Below are 18,274 nucleotides of genomic sequence, written 5' to 3' on the forward strand. Positions count from 1 at the left end.
ACCAGACGGACGCCGACGAGGCAGCGCCGCCGCATGCCGCGAGCGGCGGTGGCGCGCGCCGGAACGGAATGGGTATGAGCAGCGGATTCACCGGGTCCGACGGCTACGGACAGGACCCGTTCGGCGACTTCTTCGCACGGTTCCTCGGCGGTGGCCGACGGCAGATCGACATCGGCAGGCTGATGAGCGGGCCCGCGCGGCAGCTCGTCGCCACGGCCGCGAACTACGCCACCGAGCACGGCCGCGGCGACCTCGACACCGGTCACCTGCTGTGGGCGGCGCTCTCCCTCGAACCGACCCGCACCCTCGTGACCCGGGCGGGCGCCGACCCGGACCGGCTCGCGGGGGAGATCGACCGGCACGCGGGCAGCGGCGAACCGAACCGCGCCCCGCAGTCGCTCTCCGTGACCCCCGCGGTCAAACGGGCGCTCCTCGACGCGCATGTCATCGCGCGCGAGTCCGGCGTCGCCTACATCGGCCCCGACCACATCGTGCTCGCGCTCGCCGCCAACCCCGACTCGGCGGCCGGCCACCTCCTCAACGAGGCCCGCTTCACCCCGGGCCCGACCCCGCAGCCCCCGCCCCAGGGCGGCGCCCCCGAGCCCCGGCCCGGACAGCAGCAGCGGGGCTCCGCGCCCACCCCCAACCTCGACCGCTTCGGCGAGGACCTCACCGAGCGGGCCCGGCAGGGCCGCCTCGACCCGGTCATCGGCCGCGATGAGGAGATCGAGCAGACCATCGAGGTGCTCTCCCGCAGGGGCAAGAACAACCCCGTCCTCATCGGCGACGCGGGCGTCGGCAAGACGGCCATCGTCGAGGGCCTCGCCCAGCGCATCGCCGACGGTGACGTGCCCGAGACACTCTGCGGGCGGCGGCTCGTCTCGCTCGACCTGTCCGGTGTCGTCGCCGGCACCCGCTACCGGGGCGACTTCGAGGAACGCCTCAACGGCATCATCGACGAGGTGCGCGCCCACCCCGACGAACTCATCGTGTTCATCGACGAGTTGCACACCGTCGTCGGCGCAGGCGCGAGCGGCGGCTCCGAAGGCGGCTCGATGGACGCGGGGAACATGCTCAAACCGGCCCTCGCGCGCGGCGAACTGCATGTCATCGGCGCCACCACCCTGGAGGAGTACCGGCGCAACATCGAGAAGGACGCCGCGCTCGCCCGCCGCTTCCAGCCGATCCTCGTGCCCGAACCGGCGACCGCGGACGCCGTGGAGATCCTGCGCGGCCTCCGCGACCGCTACGAGGCACACCACCAGGTCCGATACGCCGACGAGGCACTGCTCGCCGCCGTCGACCTCTCCGACCGCTACCTCACCGACCGGTTCCTGCCCGACAAGGCCATCGACCTGATGGACCAGGCGGGCGCCCGGGTCCGGCTCCGCGACCGCACCAAGACCACCGACGTACGCGCCCTGGAGCGGCAGGTCGACGACCTCACCCGCGACAAGGACGAGGCGGTGGCCGCCGAACAGTACGAGCGGGCCACCGAACTCCGCGACCGCATCGCCGAGTTGACCGAACGCATCGAGGGCGCGCGCGAACCCGACCCCGGCGACGGACACATCGTCGAGGTGTCCGCCGAGGACATCGCCGAGATCGTGTCCCGGCAGACCGGCATCCCCGTCAGCAGCCTCACCAAGGAGGAGAAGGAACGCCTCCTCGGCCTCGAACAGCACCTGCACGAGCGGGTCATCGGCCAGGACGAGGCCGTCACCGCCGTCGCCGACGCCGTGCTGCGCTCCCGCGCCGGGCTCGCCAGCCCCGACCGGCCCATCGGCAGCTTCCTCTTCCTCGGCCCCACCGGCGTCGGCAAGACCGAACTGGCCCGCGCCCTCGCCGAGGCGCTGTTCGGCAGCCAGGACCGCATGGTCAGGCTCGACATGAGCGAGTTCCAGGAGAAGCACACCGTCTCCCGCCTCGTAGGAGCGCCGCCCGGATACGTCGGACACGAGGAGGCGGGACAGCTCACCGAGGCCGTCCGCAGGCACCCGTACTCGCTGATCCTGCTCGACGAGGTGGAGAAGGCACACCCCGACGTCTTCAACACCCTGCTCCAGGTCCTCGACGACGGACGGCTCACCGACGCGCAGGGCCGCACGGTCAACTTCACCAACACGGTCGTCGTCATGACCAGCAACCTCGGCTCCGAGGCCATCGCGGGACGCGGCACCGCCCTCGGCTTCCGCACCGACGACTCCGCCGACGAGACGGCCCGCCGCGAACAGGTGCTGCGCCCGCTGCGGGAGCACTTCAGGCCCGAGTTCCTGAACCGGGTCGACGAGGTCGTCATCTTCCGGCGCCTCACCGACGAGGAACTCTCCCGGATCACCGACCTGCTCCTCGACGAGACCCGGCGCCGCCTGCACGCCCAGGACATCACCATCGAGTTCACCCCGGAGGCCGTCGCCTGGCTGGCCCGCCGCGGCCATCAGCCCGAGTACGGCGCCCGCCCGCTGCGCCGCACCATCCAGCGCGAGGTCGACAACCGGCTCTCCCGGATGCTCCTCGACGGCGAGATCCCGGCGGGCGGCGAGATCCGCGTGGGCGTCGACGACGACGCCCTCACCATCGGTCCGAAGGAGAAGGTGTGACGCCCCGGCCCGTACGGTCCTCGCGCCGCAGCCAGCCGTAGAGGACCAGGGAGCAGAGCGCGGCGGCGGCGCACCATGTGGAGATGAACTCCCATCGCCACAACGCCGCGCACACCGCCGCCGCCACGGCCGCCAGGACACCGAGCAGGACCAGCGGCCGCTCGGACGAGAGGAGCAGGGCGCCGATCGTCGCCAGGAGGTAGCCCGCCAGGAGCCAGGCCGCGTGCGGCAGCCCGATCGCGTAGCCCATCGTGTGACCGCGGACCTCCGCGGTCACCGTGCGCGTCGCCAGCACGTACGCCAGCGCCCCCGCCGTCACCACCCCCGCCGCCAGCGGCACCGCGAGACGGCGGCGCGCACCCGGCGCCGTCGCCCACCACACCGCGAGCGGCACCCACAGCGGCAGCAGCGGAAGCGCGATCACCGCCCACGCGAGGACGGCGGGGCCGGTGCCACCGCCGTCGTTCCAGATCATCGCCTCGATGATCTGATGCGCCCCGAGCAGCAGCGGCAGCGCCGCCAGCGGCACCGCGCGCGGCCTGACACGGGCCGCGCGCGTCACACACCCCACGCCCACGGCGGCGATCGCGCCACCGGCCACCAGATCGGCCGTCGCACTCCAGCACATGCGACCACGCTACGTTTCCGGGGGCCGGGCGGCGCGTCGCACGCCGCCGGGGCCTACGGGCGGGCGTTGTCGCGGGCCGTCGGATCGGGCTGGATGTTCTGGTTGTTGCGGAACACGTTGTCCGGGTCGAGGGCCGCCTTCACCCGGGCGAGCCGCGCGTAGTTGCCGCGGTAGCTCGCCCGCACCCGCTCCTGCCCCTCGTCCATCATCATGTTCACGTACGCGCCGCCCGCCGAGTACGGGTGCAGCGCCTCGAAGTAGTCGACCGTCCACCGGCGCAGCAGATCCGCGTGGGCCGGGTCCGGGTCCACGCCCGCGAACACGCTCGCCCACCGCGCGTCCCGGTAGCTGAACGCGGTGTCCGACGGGCCGACGTCGTGCGCCGCGCCGTCGATGGGATACAGGTGCATCGTCGACTGCATGGACGGTGTCTGGGGCCCGAACTTGGCGTGCAGCTCCACCGCCTCGTCCGGGATCTCCCGTACGAAGTCGGCCCGCCAGTACCACTGGTCGCCCGGCGGGTACAGGCCGTCGAACATCGACTGCATCGCCGGATGCGGCATCGGCGCCACCGCGTGCAGCAGCGGCGTCGGCAGCGCACCCAGCAGCGGAGCCATCGCCCGGTCCGCCGCCTCCGGGTCGCCCGACGTGTGACACCACACGACCCCGCACACCTTGCGCAGGTGCAGCTCCTCGGGGAACGGCGGGGCCGGTGGCACGGCCCCGTAGAGGAAGAAGCCGTTGACGTCGCGCGGCGCCGACGGCAGGAAGTCCCGGTACGCGGCGAGGACGTCGGCGCCCTGCTCGGCCGGCCAGAACGTCGGCCCTGCCACCACCGTGGCCACCTCGTGCAGCCGGAACGTGAAGGACGTGACCGCCCCGAAGTTGCCGCCGCCGCCCCGGATGCCCCAGTACAGGTCCCGGTTGGTGTCGGCGTCCGCGCGCACCGTGGAGCCGTCGGCGAGGACGACCTCCGCCGCCACGATGTTGTCGACGGTCAGCCCGCAGCGCCGCGTGAGGTGCCCGAGCCCGCCGCCGAGCGCGAGGCCCCCGACGCCGGTGGTGGAGATGATGCCGCTGGGCGTGGCGAGCCCGTGCTCGTGCGTCGCCGCGTCGACCAGGCCCCAGGTGGCGCCGCCGCCGACGGTGACCGTACGGGCGTCGGCGTCGACCTCGACGGTGTTCATGGGCGCCAGGTCCGCGACCACGCCGCCCTCGCAGGTGCCGAGCCCCGCGCCGTGGTGGCCGCCGCCGCGCACCGCGAGCGGCAGCTCGTGCCGCCGGGCGAAGGCGATCACCTTCGCCACGTCCGCCGCGTCGGCGCAGCGCGCGACGAGGGCCGGGCGCCGGTCGATCATCGCGTTGTAGACGGCGCGGGCCTCCGCGTAGCCGGAGTCCTCGGGCCCCGTCAACGTGCCCCGGAATCCGGTGAGTTCACGGCTCGCGGCCTGTGCCGGTGTGTTGGTCATGCGATCCCCCGAGTCGAATGGGTGTCGTCCGCCCCGTTCTACGGGCGTTGCGCACGGCCGGGCATGCGTGGCGGCCACCCACCTCGGAGTCCCCGGATACCTACGTTTCGCCGGCCGCCGTCAGGCCGAGCTCCACGGCGCGCTGGGCCGCGCGGCGCCGGGTGGGCGCGTCGAGCTTCTCCAGGACGGCGCGGACGTGGTTGTCGACGGTGCGCACCGACAGCACCAGCCGCTCGGCGATCTCCGCGTTGGTCAGATTGGCCATCAGCAGCCGCACGACCTGCAGTTGGCGGTCCGTGAGTCCCGCGGGATTGCCGCGCGCCGCCGCGTACGGGCCGCGCGGTACCCGGCGCACGCCCAGGTCGCGGAGTTCGGCGCGGACCAGGCGGGCGAGCGGCTTCGCGCCCAGTGCGTCCAGAGCGGTGAGCGCCGACAGCTTCACGGCCGGATCGGGGCTCTGCGCCAACGCCGCCGCCTCCTCGTACGGGCAGCCCGCCGCGCGCCACAGCTCGGCGGCCTTGTCCCACTGGCCCGCGGCCTGCAGCGCGTACGGGTGGGTCGCGCCGTCCACCGGCACGCTCACGCCCGCCCGTGCCAGCCAGTGGCCGAGCTCGAAGCGCTGCGGCGCCGCGAGCCGCAGGGCCCGCTCGTGCACGGGCCCGGCCGCCGCGAGCACCCCCGCCCGGTCGCCGCGCAGCCACGCCGCCTCCGCGCGGGCCGCCGCGACCGGGCCCATCCGTTGCAGCTCCCGCGTGCCGACGGCGATCCGCCACGCCTGGTCGAGCAGCTCCCTGCCGCCGGACTCGCCGCGCCGCACCCGGATCCGGGCGAGGACCGTGAGGGCGGGGCACCGCGCGGGCGGGAAGACGTCCGCGCCGAGCCGCGCGTACCGCTCGGCCTCCGCCCAGTCGCCCGCCGCGAACCTCCGCAGCGCCAGCTCGACATGAAGGTACGTCAGGAAACCCACGTGCTCCGCGCGATCCGCGAGGTCGATGGCGGGGGAGAGGTGCCGGTCCGCCTCCGTGAACCGCAGATCGTCCAGGAGCGACCAGACGAGATTGGCGTAGGCGCGGCACGCGTGCTCCACCTCGCCCGCCTCCAGGGCCACCGCCAGGCTCTCCTCCACCTGCCGCTGCCCCAGCGGATCGCCGTCCCGCCAGCGCGCGGTCCCGACGTTGTTCAGCGCGTGCGCGAGGATCGCCGGGTCGCCCGCCCTCCTGGCCAGCGCGATGGCCCGCTCGCCGTACGCGACGGCCTGCGCGTACGCGTCCGACAGCATCCGCAGCTGCGCCGTGTTGCTGAGCGCCAGCGCCAGCAGCCGGTCGTCACCGGCCCCTTCCAGGACGGACAGGGCCTCGCGTCCCGCCGTCTCGGCCGCCGCCGCGTCCCCCGCCCACCAGTGGATCCGCGACAGCCAGCGCAGATCCGCGCCGAGCGCCCGTGGGTCGCCGAGGGCGCGGCGCAGCTCGACGGCGTCCCGCTGCGCGGCCACCGCGGCGTCCGAGTCGCCGATGGTGTAGCTCTCGATCGCGTACCGCTCCAGCAGATCGGCGAGGTCCGCGGGCCCGTGCCGCTCGCGCTGCCGCAGCACGAGCCGTAAATGCGCGGCGGCCTCCCGGTGCGCCCCTGCCCGCGCGGCGTCCCGCGCCGCCCGCGGCCCGAACCGCGCCACCGCGTCGAGATCGCCTGCCGCCGCCGCGTGGTGCACGATCCGGGAGCGGTCCGTGCCCGGCGCGGCCACCAGCGCGGCCAGCACCGCACGGTCGAGCGCGATGCGCCGCGCGGCGGGCAGCGAGTCGGCCACGGCCCGGCGGATGATCTCGTGCCGGAACGCCACGCGGTCGGGCGCCACCGTCAGGAGCCCGCCCTGCTCGGCCGCCGCGAGCGCCGCACAGCCGCCGGGCAGCAGCGCGTCGACCAGCGGGCGCTCCACGGCCGACGGCACCACGGCCAGCTGTTCGAGCGCGTCGCGGGCCGGATCGTCGAGGCGGCGCAGCCGGGCCAGGACCGCGTCCACGACCGTCGGCGGCACGACCCCGGTGCCGCCCGCGGCGACGACCTCCGCGACGAAGAACGGATTGCCCGAGGTCACGGCGTACACCTGCCCGGGATCGAGCCCGGCGGGCGCGCACAGGCGGCCCACGGCGGGGCGGGAGAGCGGGGGCAGCGGCAGCCGGTGCACGCGGGCCGCGCCCGACACCTGGCCGAGCAGCTGGCGCAGCGGATGGCCGCGGCCCAGCTCGTCGTCCCGGTAGGTGAGCACAAGCAGCGCGGGCAGCCGTTCCATCCGGCGCACCAGATACCGCAGCGCGTCAAGGGACGCCTCGTCCGCCCAGTGCACGTCCTCCACGACCAGCACGGCGGGGTGCGGGGCGCCCGACAGCTCGGCGCCCAGCGCCTCGTAGATCCGGTGCCGGTCGTCCGCGTCGCGCACCGCGCGGGCCAGCTCGGTGCCCACGCTGCCGACGAGGTCGCGCAGCGGGCCGAGCGGGCGGCCCGTGGCCAGGTCGTCGCAGTGCCCCACGAGGAGGCGGGCGGCCGGAGGCAGCACGGTGGGCAGGGCGCGGACGAGGCTGGACTTGCCGATGCCGGCCTCGCCGAGGACGAGCGCGACGGAGCCGGTGCCGGCGGCGGCAACCCGTGCGGCGTCGGCGAGTCGGTCCAGCTCGAGATCCCGCTCCAGGATCCCCCCGTCCATACGCGGATTTTCGCACCGGCCGGTCGCGGGCGGGAGCGGGCTGCGGGGTGGATACGTCTATCGCGGGAGGTGGGGGTGTGCGGTCGGGCGGTGGTGACGTCGCGGGCGCCCGCTCCCCCCCGGTCACCCAGAGGGTGTAGACACCATGTATATTCTTTCTATATGCATCTATCTCCGGGATCCGTCGACGCCGCCGACGCGCGGCGCATCGAAGGGGCCGCCCGCGGGCTGCTGCGGGGGATCGCGCAGCTCGGACAGACCCTGTTCAGGGAGGGTGAGTTCGGGCTCACGCGGAGCCAGGTCGCCCTGCTCGACGCACTCGAGGGCGGGCCGTGCCGGGTGACCGGGCTCGCGGCCCGTACCGGCATGGCGCAGCCGCGCGTCACCGTGCTCCTCCAGAAGCTGGGGGAGGCCGGTCTCGTCGAGCGCAGGCGCTGCCAGGACGACCGGCGTGCCGTCGACATCTCGCTGACACCCGAGGGGCGCGCCCTGCTCGAGACGGGGCGGCAGCGGATGGCCGCCGCCCTGCTGACCGCACTCGAAGGCGGCGCCGTGGACGACCCGGAGCGCGCGGTGTCCACCGCGCGCGATGCGCTGAACATCCTGCTGAACGCCATGGAAGCGGAGGCCAGTTGACCACCCGGGGCACCTTGCCGGACCAGTACGTCGACGCGAACGAAGCCCCACCCGGGGTCGACCTCGCACCCCACCGCGTGGCCGGACCCCGCAGATGGTGGGACTGGGTCCTCGCGGCCGACCCCGGACTCGGCCAGCTGCAGACCGGCTGGCGCACCCTCGTCGCCATGGTGACCGCGCTCACCGTCGGCTACGCGATGGCCGAGGCCCTCGGCATCCCCGACATGATCGGCATGATGGTCGCCGGAATGATGGGCCTGATGAGCGCCTTCGCGGTCGCCGAGAACACCTGGGACCGGCTCGCCCGCGCCATCCTGTGGATGCCCTTCCCGTACACCGCCGCGCTCTGGCTGTGCGCCACCCTCAACGGCGAGCGCGTGCCGCAGATGGTGCTCATGGTCGCGGCCCTCGCCGTCACCTTCCTGCTCGCCCGATTCGGAGCGATTCCGCTGGTCACCGGCATGATGCTGTTCAACGGCATGATGGTCGGCATGCTCGCGGGCATCCCCGTCGCGCTCGTCGGCAAGGCCTTCGCCGTGGCCCTGGTCTCCGCGGCCGCCGTGCTCGTGACGCGGCTCATCCTCTGCTACCCGATGCCCCGCGAGGACCTGCTGCGCACCCAGCGCGCCTTCGTGGTCGAGGCCCGGCGCGTCGCCGACGCCGCCGTGGACGCCGTCGACCCCGACGCCGACCAGGAGCGCGCCGTGCGCCGCATGAGCCGCTCCCTGCGCCGCCTCAACATCACCACCGTCACCATCGACGGCCGACTCGCCCAGCCCGAGGTCGCCGCCGACCCGGCCGCGGCCGAACTCCTCCACCGGCACCTCTTCGACGCCGAGCTCGCCCTGCGCGGCATCGGGCAGGCCGTCCAGGAGCTGACCGGGCTGCCCGTCCCCGAGCAGCTGCGCGAGGCGCTCGCCGTCGGCCTCGTGCTCGCCCGGGACACCCCGATACGGGAGGCTGAGGGCCTCCAGCCGGCCGCCGCCCACATCCAGGAGCGGGCCGAGGCGATCCTCGCCGACCCGGCCGCGCCCGCCGACGACGTGGAGGCCGCGGTCCTCGCGCGCCGCGTCGGCCACCTCCTCGACTCCCTCGCCCGCGCCCTGCACAACTGGCTGACCCTCGGCGCCACCGCCGTCGCGGGCAAGGCCGAGGTGCCCTTCAAGCCGACCGTCGCCCTGGAGAACAACCGGCTGCCCGGCTCCGCGGGCCCCACCCGCCGCGTGCTCGCCTCCGGCACCGAGTCCGGCTGGCGCCGCGCCATCCCGTACATCCGGGTCCCCGCGCACGCCGCCGTGGCCGCCGCCATCGTCGTGCCGATCTCCGACGCCATCGACCCGCACCGCTTCTACTGGGGCCTGGTCGGCGTGATGATCACGCTGTTCGGCACCAACACCACGCACGAGCGGCTGCGCAAGTTCGGCCACCGCATGGTCGGCACCGTCATCGGCGCCGTCCTCGGCATCCTCCTCGTCCACCTCATCGGCCGCGACCACGTCTACTGGACCCTCGCCGTCATCGTCGCCGGACTCACCTTCGGCGCCTGGGGCATGGCCCGCGCCTACGCCTGCTGGGTCGTCGGCCTCGTCGTCGCGCTGTGCCAGCTGTACGCCATGAGCACGCCCGAGAGCGGCATGGACCACCTGCTGGGGGAGCGGCTGCTCGACAACGGCCTCGGCGTCCTCGTCGCCACCGCCTGCGCCGCGCTGATCTTCCCGCTGGCCCGCCGCACCGTCGTCCAGGAGGCCGAGCGCGGCTACGTCGACGCACTGGCCCAGGTCGTCGCCCAGGTCGAGCAGCGCTGGACGCGGCCCGACACCCCGGTGCGCCTGCGCGGCGCCGCCCGCGCCGTGGACGCCGCGCTGCTCCAGGTGCAGGCCGTCGCCAAGCCGCTCGTACGGATGCCGGTCGGCGTCAGCGGCCCCGCCGCCGAGCACCGCGTCGCCCTGCTGACCTCGGCCACCGGTCACGCCCGCGCCCTGGCCTCCGCCGCCGACATAGACGTCGACCTGCCGCCGCGTCTCGTCGAGCGCGCCCGCCTCGTCACCGCCACGGTCACCGCGTCCCTCAAGGAACTCGACCGGTTCTTCGCGACCGGCGAGCCCGAGGGCACGTACCGCAGGGTCAGTCCGCTGCTGCGCGAGCTGCGCACCGAGCTGGCCCCCGCGGGCTCCGGCCCGCGCGCCCGGCGCCTGCACAGCGCGCTGCGCGAACTCGACGCCCTCGACGAGACGTTGGCCGCCTACGCCGAACAGGCCGGGCTGCCCGTCGCCACCGGGAACGGCGCCGCGCAGCGCCCCGTGTCGCCGATGCAGCGCCGCGCCCGCGCCGTCATGGCGGCCTGGGGCGAGCCGCGGCCCGCGCCGCAGGAGCAGGACCGGCCGGTGGCGCAGGCCGCCGCGCCGCAGCCGAAGCAGCAGGGCCCCGTCCCGGCGCAGCGCCGCGAACCGGCCCCCGCGGGCCGGGCCAGGATCACCGGCCGCGTGCAGTGCGCCGAGCACCCCGAGGGCTGCCCCGCGTGGATCACCGTGATCAGCGCGCGCGGCAAGCGGCTCGCCAAGTCGGCGGTGACGCAGGGGAGTTACAAGGTGGACGCGCTGCCCGCGGGCACCCACACCCTGGTGATCTCCGCGTCGCAGCACACGCCGCGCGCCGAACTGGTCACCGTGGACGACCCGTTGGGTGCCGTGCGGCACGACATCCGGCTGGCGGGCTGACAGGCCGCTGCTGCATTCGGGCGAACCGGGGACGCGCGGGCCCGCGCGTCCCCGCTTCGCGTCCCGCCGTCCGCTAGTCGTGGTCGTGTCCCGTCACCCAACGGCCAAGGAAGCGACTACCTGATGACGTCCACGGAGAGCGCGGCGGCGAGCGCCGAGGCACCGGATTCGGAGACCGCCCACGCGCGGCGGCCCGGTGCCGTGGTGGTGAAGTGGCTCACCACCACCGACCACAAGACGATCGGCTCGCTGTATCTGATCACCTCGTTCGCGTTCTTCTGCGTCGGCGGCATCATGGCGCTGTTCATGCGCGCCGAACTGGCCCGCCCCGGCATGCAGATCCTGTCGAACGAGCAGTTCAACCAGGCGTTCACGATGCACGGCCTGATCATGCTCCTGATGTTCGCGACGCCGCTGTTCTCCGGCTTCGCGAACTGGATCATGCCGCTCCAGATCGGCGCGCCCGACGTCGCGTTCCCGCGACTGAACATGTTCGCCTACTGGCTGTACCTGTTCGGCTCGCTGATCGCGGCGGCGGCACTGCTCACTCCGCAGGGCGGCCCCGACTTCGGCTGGTTCATGTACGCGCCGCTGTCGGACGCCATCCACACCACCGGCATCGGCGCCGACATGGGCATCATGGGCCTGGCCTTCTCCGGCTTCGGCACCATCCTCGGCTCGGTCAACTTCATCACCACGATCATCTGCATGCGGATGCCCGGCATGACGATGTTCCGGATGCCGATCTTCACCTGGAACGTGCTGCTGACCGGTGTGCTGGTCCTGCTCGCCTTCCCGGTGCTCGCCGCCGCCCTGTTCGCCCTGGAGGCGGACCGCAAGTTCGGCGCCCACGTCTTCGACGCCACCAACGGCGGCGCACTCCTGTGGCAGCACCTCTTCTGGTTCTTCGGGCACCCCGAGGTGTACATCATTGCCCTGCCGTTCTTCGGCATCGTCTCCGAGGTGATCCCGGTCTTCTCGCGCAAACCGATCTTCGGCTACGCGGGTCTGATCGGCGCCACCATCGCGATCGCCGGTCTCTCCATCACGGTGTGGGCACACCACATGTACGTCACCGGCGGCGTGCTCCTCCCGTTCTTCTCCTTCATGACGTTCCTCATCGCCGTGCCGACCGGCGTGAAGTTCTTCAACTGGATCGGAACGATGTGGAAGGGCTCGCTCTCCTTCGAGACACCGATGCTGTGGTCCGTCGGCTTCCTCGTGACCTTCCTCTTCGGCGGCCTGACCGGCGTCATCCTCGCGGCACCGCCGCTCGACTTCCACATCTCCGACTCGTACTTCGTGGTCGCGCACTTCCACTACGTGGTCTTCGGAACGGTCGTCTTCGCGATGTTCGCGGGCTTCCACTTCTGGTGGCCGAAGATGACCGGCAAGATGCTCGACGAACGGCTCGGCAAGATCACCTTCTGGACGCTCTTCGTCGGCTTCCACGGCACGTTCCTGGTGCAGCACTGGCTGGGCGTCGAGGGTATGCCCCGCCGGTACGCCGACTATCTCGCGGCCGACGGCTTCACCGCGCTCAACACCATCTCGTCGATCTCGGCGTTCCTGCTCGGCCTGTCGATGCTGCCGTTCTTCTACAACGTCTGGAAGACCGGCAAGTACGGCAAGAAGATCGAGGTCGACGACCCCTGGGGCTACGGCCGCTCCCTGGAGTGGGCCACCTCCTGCCCGCCGCCGCGCCACAACTTCACGACGCTGCCCCGCATCCGCTCCGAGTCCCCGGCGTTCGACCTGCACCACCCCGGGGTCGCCACCCTCGACCACGTGCAGAACCCGCACGAGGACGCGTCGGCATGAGCAGCACCGAGCACGACGTGCGCGCCGGGATCCAGCAGATGGAGGGCTATCTGCTGTGGAACTCCAAGGTCACCGAGGCCCACGCGCAGGCCGAGGCGTTCACCGACCGGCTCGACTGGCTCACGGCCGCGCAGCGCGAGGAGGTGCAGCGCGTCTTCGTCGAGGAGCGCCTCGCCTTCCACAAGGCGGCGCTCGGCCAGATCGTGGCGCGCGCCGCCGAGCTGCGCACCGAGTACGAGGACCGGTACGAGCGGCTCAAGGCGCGCTGCGTCGGACTCTGCGGAGGCGTTCTCGTCGGCCTGCTCGGCCTGGCGTCACTGGTCGCCCTCAAGTGACGCACCCGCGCGTACTCACGCGAAGTACGCCGTCGGCCGCGTGCCGAGAGCCCGGCGGAACATCGCCGTGAACGCGCTGGGCGTGGCGTAACCGACCGCGCCCGACACCGTCGTGACGGGCACGCCCCTGGCGAGCAGCGTCACCGCGTGGATGAGCCTGGCCTGCTGCACCCAGCGGGCCAGGCTCATTCCTGTCGCGGCCGCGAACCGCCGTTGCAGACTGCGCTCGCTGAGATGCGCGTACGCCGCCGCCCGCCCGGTCGTCCACCGCTCCCCGGGCCGCTCCCTGATCGCCGCGCACAGGGCGTCGAGCTGCCCGTCCGCCGGCGTCGGCAGGTGCAGCGCGGGCACCGGATGCGGGGCCAGCTCGTGCAGCAGCAGCTTCATCAGGACGCCGTCGCGGCCCTCGAGGTCGTACTCCATCGGCAGCCGCGTCGCCTCGTCGATCAGCTCACGCAGCAGCGGGGACACCGACACCACGGTCGGCTCGTCGGGCAGCGGCACGGCCGCGTCGGTCGCGATGTACAGCGTGCGCATGGCGACCGCGCCCGCGCAGGTCATCGCGTGCGTGAGGCCGCCCGGAAGCCAGGCGCCGCGGGTCGCCGGGACGACCCAGGCGCCGTGCTCCGTGGTGACGGTGATGGCGCCCGTCGTGCCGTAGATCAACTGGGCTCGACGGTGGTGGTGCGGCGGGATGTGATGCCCGTCCGGCAGATCGCGCGCCATCGCCGCCAGCGGCCGCGGCACGTCCTGGTAGTCGTCCCGGTCCTCGCTCTTTCCGTACATGGCGCACTCTCGACAGGTTCTGGCCGTACGACGAAAGTCTGCCATCGCCCCGCGGCCTAACGTCGCAGTACGTGAATGCTGCACCTACCGGAACCCGGACCCCCACGGCCCTCCTCGCGGTCACCTGCGCCGTGACCGCCGCGAACGTCTACCTCTGCCAGCCGATGCTCGGCTCGGTCGCCGCCTCCCTCGGCGCGCCGCCCGACGCGCTCGGCGCGGTGCCGACGGCGACGCAGCTGGGCTACGCGCTCGGCATCCTGCTCGTCGTCCCCGCGGGCGACAGCCACGACAGGCGCCGCATCGTCCTCGCCCTCGGCGCCGCGTCCGCCGCCGCGCTCGCTGCCTGCGCCCTCGCCCCGACGGTCGCGCTGCTCGCGGTGGCGAGTTTCGTGGTCGGGCTCTGCTCGCCGGTGCCGCAGTTGATCACCCCGCTCGCCGTGGCGCTCGCCGCCGACTCCGAGGGCGGGCCGGGCAGCGGCCGCACCGTCGGCGCCGTGCAGGGCGGACTGCTCGTCGGCGTGCTCGCCTCCCGCGCGTACGCGGGCGTCCTCGCCGACCTCGCGGGCTGGCGCACCGTGTACGTCGCGTCCTGCCTGCTCACCCTGGCGCTCGTGGCCGTCCTCGCGCGCCGCCTGCCGAACGCGCCGGGCCGCGCTCCCGCCTCGTACGCGAAGGCCCTGCGCTCGCTGCCCGGACTGGTCCGGCATCCGCTCGTGGCGCGGGTCGTCGTGTCGGGGGCGCTGGTCGGGATCGCGTTCGGCGCGTTCTGGACGACCCTCACGTTCCTGGTCACGCAGACGTACGGGCTCGGGGCGGGGTCCGCCGGGACGTTCGGGCTCGTCGCGGCCGTGAGCGCGCTCGCCTCGCCGTACGCGGGGCGGAGCGCGGAACGTCTGGGCAGGCGCCGCGCGCTCGCCCTGCTGACCGCGCTGGTGCTGGTCGGCTGGCTGATCCTGCTCCCGGCGGGCGGCGGCTCCCTGGTGGCCCTCGTCGCCGGCGTGATCGTGCTCGACGTCGGCGTGTGGGGCGGGCAGGCCGTCTGCCAGACCGTCCTGTTCACGCTCGACCCGGCCGTGCACAGCCGACTCAACACCGTGTACTTCACGCTGCGCTTCCTCGGCATCGCGCTCGGCTCGCTGGTCGGGACCGCGGCCTGGGGAGCGGGCGGCTGGACCGTGGTGGTGCTCGCGGGCGGTGTCGCGGCGGCGGCCGGACTCGTCGTCGGCGTGTTGCCGGTGCGGGCCCCGGCGAGGGGGCCGGAGGCGGTCAGCGCGGGTCGGGGCCCACGGAGAACGCGGGGCTGAGGCCGCGGGCGTCGCCGTCGCGGCTGACCAGCTCGATCGCGTAGCCGGAGCCGTCCGGCACGTTCGGCAGGACCGTCGACGTCTCGCTGCGCGGGGCCGCGGTCAGCCGCGACGCGAGCTGCACCACGCGGGCGTCGTTGTTCCGGACCAGCCACATGTCCAGCTGCTTGCCGGACGGGTTGTCCCACGTGACGAACATGCTGCTGCCCGACGCGTGCACGGAGTTCGCGGCGGGTGCCGTGACGGTGAGCGCCTGGGCCGGTGCGCCCAAGGGGGCGAAGGCCAGGAGCGGGGCTGCGGCGAGGGAGAGGAATCCGGTGCGGCGCATGCGACGACCTCGTTCCGTCGAATCGATGAATGGTGACCGTTGGTGACCGATTGGGGTCGGAGAGTGGCGAATGTGGACACGGGGTGTGTTCCCGGCTTTGTGCGTCGGCACGAGGAATTCGGGGTCGGCCCCACCCCACGAGGGACGCCGGTGTCCGCGAACCGGCTGCCTCGGCAGGACAGCGAAGGACCGCGGGCGCATCCTCGCGCACGCGCGCGAGCCCCCAGAAGCGGCCGGCAAGCGCGTACTGGTGCACGCTGGAGAGGTGACACGGAGCACGGAGACGAGGTGACGCGGCATGACCGAGCGCAGCGACGACTCGGCCATGGGCGACGAGGTGTACCAGCCCTCGGGCCCTGACGTGCGCGACGACGAGGGGATCCTCGACCCGGAGGACACCCTCAACGACCGCGGCGTCGACCCGTACGACGAGGGATGGTCACCGCCCGAGCGCCCGCTGGCCGTCGAGCACAGCGGCATCACCGCGGCGGAGCGACAGGCGGGCGAGACGCTCGACGAGCGCCTCGCGGAGGAGCGGCCCGACCCGGTCGTCGACGCCTATGAGGCGCTGGAGTCCGGCGAGAGCGACGACGAGGACGACGTCGGCGATCTGCGCGACGGCGACGGCGAGCTGGTCGACGACGAAGTGGGTTCGTGGCGGGCCGGCCGGCTGATCGCGCCGGACGAGGGCGCCCACGAGGACGCCGAGAAGGACATGCTGGCCAGCGACGCCGGTTACGGCGGGGGAGCGGCGTCCGCGGAGGAGGCCGCGGTGCACGTGGTGGACGACGGCGAGACCTGACACCCGTACGGGGAGCGGCGGTTCACTGGCCGAGTGCCGTCGCCGTCAGCATCAGCGCGGCCGCGGCGAACGCGGTCGCCAGCGCCAGGAGCGGCGGTCCGAGGGCGACGTCACCCGTCACCATGCGACGCGCCGTGATGCCTATGCAGACCACGCCGATCCCTCCCAGGACCATGGCCACGAAGATCAGCACAGTTCGCCCCTCCTCCTCACGATCCCCGCTTGTCTGTTCGGATCTCATCCTCGCCCCGCGAGCCGTCCGTCGCACGTGGGGGAGTTCCCGGCGCACACCGTCTAGCCTGGGACGTCTCACTCACGGACCGCAGGGGGGTCGGCATGGACAGCACCGCGTGGATCGTGCTCGGCACGGTTCTGGCCGTCGCGATGCTCGCGGCCGCCGCCGTGCTCCTGGTCCGCGTCTTCAAGGCGCGCAAACTGCTCGTGGACGCCGGCATCCCGCTGCACAACAAGGCGCTGTTCTGGGCCGCGGTCGTCTACACGATCTCCCCGGTCGACCTGCTGCCCGACCCGATCTACCTCGACGACATCGGCGTCCTGCTGATCGCCCTCCAGATGCTGCACGGCGCCGCGCGCAAGGCGGGCATCGGAACGGGCGAGCGCCGGACCCCCTCGGTGTGAGGGCCCGGCGCCGGTGACGCGCGCGGTCAGACCGCCGCGCCGGGTGCCTCGTCGAGCACGGCCGTGCCCGCGGCGCGTTCACCCAACTGCGCGGTGGGCACCTTCGCCGTCTCCCGCGCGGTGAGCGCCGCCAGCACGGGCGGCACGCACAGCGCGGCCGTGAACAGCGCCACCGCGAACCAGTTCGTGCCGCCCGAACCCGCGATCTGCGCCGCGAACGTCACCGCGAAACCGGAGATCGCGAAGCCGATCTGGGTGCCGATCGCCATGCCCGAGAGCCGTACGCGGGTCGGGAACATCTCGCCGTAGAAGGCGGGCCACACGGCGTTCGCCGCGCTGTAGACCACGCCGAACGCCAGGATGCCGAGCACGAACGTCAGGGCGTACGAGCCGGTGGAGATCGCCCACAGGTAGCCGAACATCAGCAGCGCGCTGCCCGCGGCGCCCGCGAGGAACACCGGGCGGCGGCCGACGCGGTCCGCGAGGCGCGCCCACAGCGGGATCGCGGCGAGCGCCACCAGATTGGCCAGCGCGCCCACCCACAGCATCGCGGACCGGTCCATGCCGACCGCGTCGCTCGTCGCGTACGACAGGGCCCACACGGTGAAGATCGTGCTCACGGAGGCGACGAGCGCGCCCGCGATCACCCGCAGCACGTCGACCCAGTGCTCGCGCAGCAGCACCGCGAGCGGCAGCTTGGCGACCTCGCCGGACCGCGCCTTGCGGGCGAACTCGGGCGTCTCGTCCAGCGAGCGCCGGATCACGTAGCCGACGACGGCGACGCCGAGGCTGAGCCAGAACGGGATCCGCCAGCCCCAGGAGAGGAGTTGGTCCTCGGGCAGCGCCGCGATCGGCAGGAAGACGACGGTGGCCAGGAGCTGTCCGGCCTGCGTCCCGTTCAGGGTGAAACTCGTGAAGTACGCGCGCCGGTCCTCCGGCGCGTGTTCCAGGGTCATCGACCCGGCGCTGGACTGCTCGCCCGCCGCGGAGATGCCCTGCAGGATCCGGCAGAGCACCAGCAGCAGCGGCGCGAGCCCGCCGACCTGCTCGCGGGTGGGCAGACACCCGATCAGGAACGTGGAAAGACCCATCAGGACCACGGTGAACACCATGATCTTGCGGCGGCCGAGGCGGTCGCCGATGTGCCCGAGGAAGAACGCGCCGACGGGCCGCGCGGCGTACGCGACACCGAACGTGGCGAGCGAGAGCAGGGTGGCGTCGGCCGGGTCGGACTCGTCGAAGAAGACCTTCGGGAAGACGAGGGCGGCGGCGCTGCCGTAGATGAAGAAGTCGTAGTACTCGAGGGCACTGCCGCTCCAGGCGGCGAATGCCGCCTTGCGGGGCTGGCCCTGTGGTGCGCGCGGAGGTTCTGCGGGGACGGACACGCGGGCTCCTTGGGGCTGGGCGGATCACCCCGGCGGACCGACGTCGGCCGGGTTAATTAACCCACTGGATAGTTAACTGCGGATGGCCAGCGATGTTGCGCCCGTGTTTCGCCGCTGTCAAGAGGT

Annotated in this window: 15 protein-coding genes; 8 read left to right on the plus strand and 7 right to left on the minus strand. The window is 73.3% G+C overall.

What is annotated here, in order from left to right; genetic code table 11:
- Positions 1-74: 74 nt before the first annotated feature.
- The gene (locus ACTWJ8_RS39010; protein ID WP_443262145.1) at positions 75-2,600 is read left to right on the plus strand and encodes an ATP-dependent Clp protease ATP-binding subunit; all 2,526 of its coding nucleotides are present in this window, start codon (positions 75-77) and stop codon (positions 2,598-2,600) included.
- Here ACTWJ8_RS39010 and ACTWJ8_RS39015 read toward each other — a convergent pair.
- From ACTWJ8_RS39015 to ACTWJ8_RS39025, 3 genes are all read right to left on the minus strand, one after another.
- On the minus strand, positions 2,572-3,228 hold the full coding sequence (locus ACTWJ8_RS39015; RefSeq protein WP_356384960.1) for a DUF6629 family protein: 657 nt from the start codon (positions 3,226-3,228) through the stop codon (positions 2,572-2,574). The two genes, ACTWJ8_RS39010 and ACTWJ8_RS39015, sit on opposite strands and share 29 nt — an antisense overlap.
- A gap of 53 nt (positions 3,229-3,281) precedes the next feature.
- Complete coding sequence (locus ACTWJ8_RS39020) at positions 3,282-4,697, minus strand: FAD-binding oxidoreductase (protein WP_443262146.1); 1,416 nt, start codon at positions 4,695-4,697, stop codon at positions 3,282-3,284.
- Positions 4,698-4,797: 100 nt separating this feature from the next.
- Entirely contained in the window at positions 4,798-7,395 is a 2,598-nt protein-coding gene (locus ACTWJ8_RS39025) for an ATP-binding protein (protein WP_356384966.1), read from the minus strand.
- A 162-nt stretch (positions 7,396-7,557) separates the two neighbouring features.
- Between ACTWJ8_RS39025 and ACTWJ8_RS39030 the strand changes: the two genes are divergently transcribed.
- The 4 genes from ACTWJ8_RS39030 to ACTWJ8_RS39045 all read left to right on the plus strand — a co-directional run bounded on the left by ACTWJ8_RS39030 (position 7,558) and on the right by ACTWJ8_RS39045 (position 12,904).
- Positions 7,558-8,031, plus strand: coding sequence for a MarR family winged helix-turn-helix transcriptional regulator (locus ACTWJ8_RS39030; protein WP_356384969.1), 474 nt, complete (start codon positions 7,558-7,560; stop codon positions 8,029-8,031).
- The gene (locus ACTWJ8_RS39035; protein WP_443262147.1) at positions 8,028-10,748 is read left to right on the plus strand and encodes an FUSC family protein; all 2,721 of its coding nucleotides are present in this window, start codon (positions 8,028-8,030) and stop codon (positions 10,746-10,748) included. Before ACTWJ8_RS39030 ends, ACTWJ8_RS39035 begins: the two co-directional genes overlap by 4 nt.
- A gap of 123 nt (positions 10,749-10,871) precedes the next feature.
- Entirely contained in the window at positions 10,872-12,569 is a 1,698-nt protein-coding gene (ctaD, locus tag ACTWJ8_RS39040; protein ID WP_356384974.1) for an aa3-type cytochrome oxidase subunit I, read from the plus strand.
- Positions 12,566-12,904 (plus strand): hypothetical protein, encoded by a 339-nt coding sequence (locus ACTWJ8_RS39045; protein ID WP_356384977.1) that lies wholly within the window; start codon positions 12,566-12,568, stop codon positions 12,902-12,904. Before ctaD ends, ACTWJ8_RS39045 begins: the two co-directional genes overlap by 4 nt.
- Before the next feature lie 15 nt (positions 12,905-12,919).
- Here ACTWJ8_RS39045 and ACTWJ8_RS39050 read toward each other — a convergent pair whose 3' ends face one another.
- Positions 12,920-13,690: an AraC family transcriptional regulator gene (locus tag ACTWJ8_RS39050; RefSeq protein ID WP_356384980.1), complete on the minus strand. Its 771-nt coding sequence runs from the start codon at positions 13,688-13,690 to the stop codon at positions 12,920-12,922.
- 71 nt (positions 13,691-13,761) lie between these two features.
- Here ACTWJ8_RS39050 and ACTWJ8_RS39055 point away from each other — a divergent pair, with 71 nt between their 5' ends.
- The gene (locus ACTWJ8_RS39055) at positions 13,762-14,994 is read left to right on the plus strand and encodes an MFS transporter (protein ID WP_443262148.1); all 1,233 of its coding nucleotides are present in this window, start codon (positions 13,762-13,764) and stop codon (positions 14,992-14,994) included.
- On the opposite strand, the gene ACTWJ8_RS39060 is transcribed toward ACTWJ8_RS39055, so the two are convergent.
- A complete protein-coding gene (locus ACTWJ8_RS39060; RefSeq protein ID WP_443262149.1) occupies positions 14,957-15,322 on the minus strand; it encodes a Ser-Thr-rich GPI-anchored membrane family protein in 366 nt (121 codons plus the stop codon). The two genes, ACTWJ8_RS39055 and ACTWJ8_RS39060, sit on opposite strands and share 38 nt — an antisense overlap.
- A gap of 298 nt (positions 15,323-15,620) precedes the next feature.
- On the opposite strand from ACTWJ8_RS39060, the gene ACTWJ8_RS39065 reads away from it, so the two are divergent.
- Positions 15,621-16,124 (plus strand): DUF5709 domain-containing protein, encoded by a 504-nt coding sequence (locus ACTWJ8_RS39065; protein WP_356384989.1) that lies wholly within the window; start codon positions 15,621-15,623, stop codon positions 16,122-16,124.
- Between the two features lie 22 nt (positions 16,125-16,146).
- Here the strand turns inward: ACTWJ8_RS39065 and ACTWJ8_RS39070 are convergent, their stop codons facing one another.
- The gene (locus tag ACTWJ8_RS39070) at positions 16,147-16,317 is read right to left on the minus strand and encodes a hypothetical protein (protein WP_356384992.1); all 171 of its coding nucleotides are present in this window, start codon (positions 16,315-16,317) and stop codon (positions 16,147-16,149) included.
- A gap of 143 nt (positions 16,318-16,460) precedes the next feature.
- Here ACTWJ8_RS39070 and ACTWJ8_RS39075 point away from each other — a divergent pair, with 143 nt between their 5' ends.
- Entirely contained in the window at positions 16,461-16,763 is a 303-nt protein-coding gene (locus tag ACTWJ8_RS39075; RefSeq protein ID WP_356384995.1) for a YkvA family protein, read from the plus strand.
- A 26-nt stretch (positions 16,764-16,789) separates the two neighbouring features.
- Here the strand turns inward: ACTWJ8_RS39075 and ACTWJ8_RS39080 are convergent, their stop codons facing one another.
- The gene (locus ACTWJ8_RS39080) at positions 16,790-18,148 is read right to left on the minus strand and encodes an MFS transporter (RefSeq protein ID WP_443262150.1); all 1,359 of its coding nucleotides are present in this window, start codon (positions 18,146-18,148) and stop codon (positions 16,790-16,792) included.
- Positions 18,149-18,274: the final 126 nt, after the last annotated feature.

This window comes from Streptomyces sp. SDT5-1, from assembly GCF_052245995.1.
GTDB lineage: Bacteria > Actinomycetota > Actinomycetes > Streptomycetales > Streptomycetaceae > Streptomyces.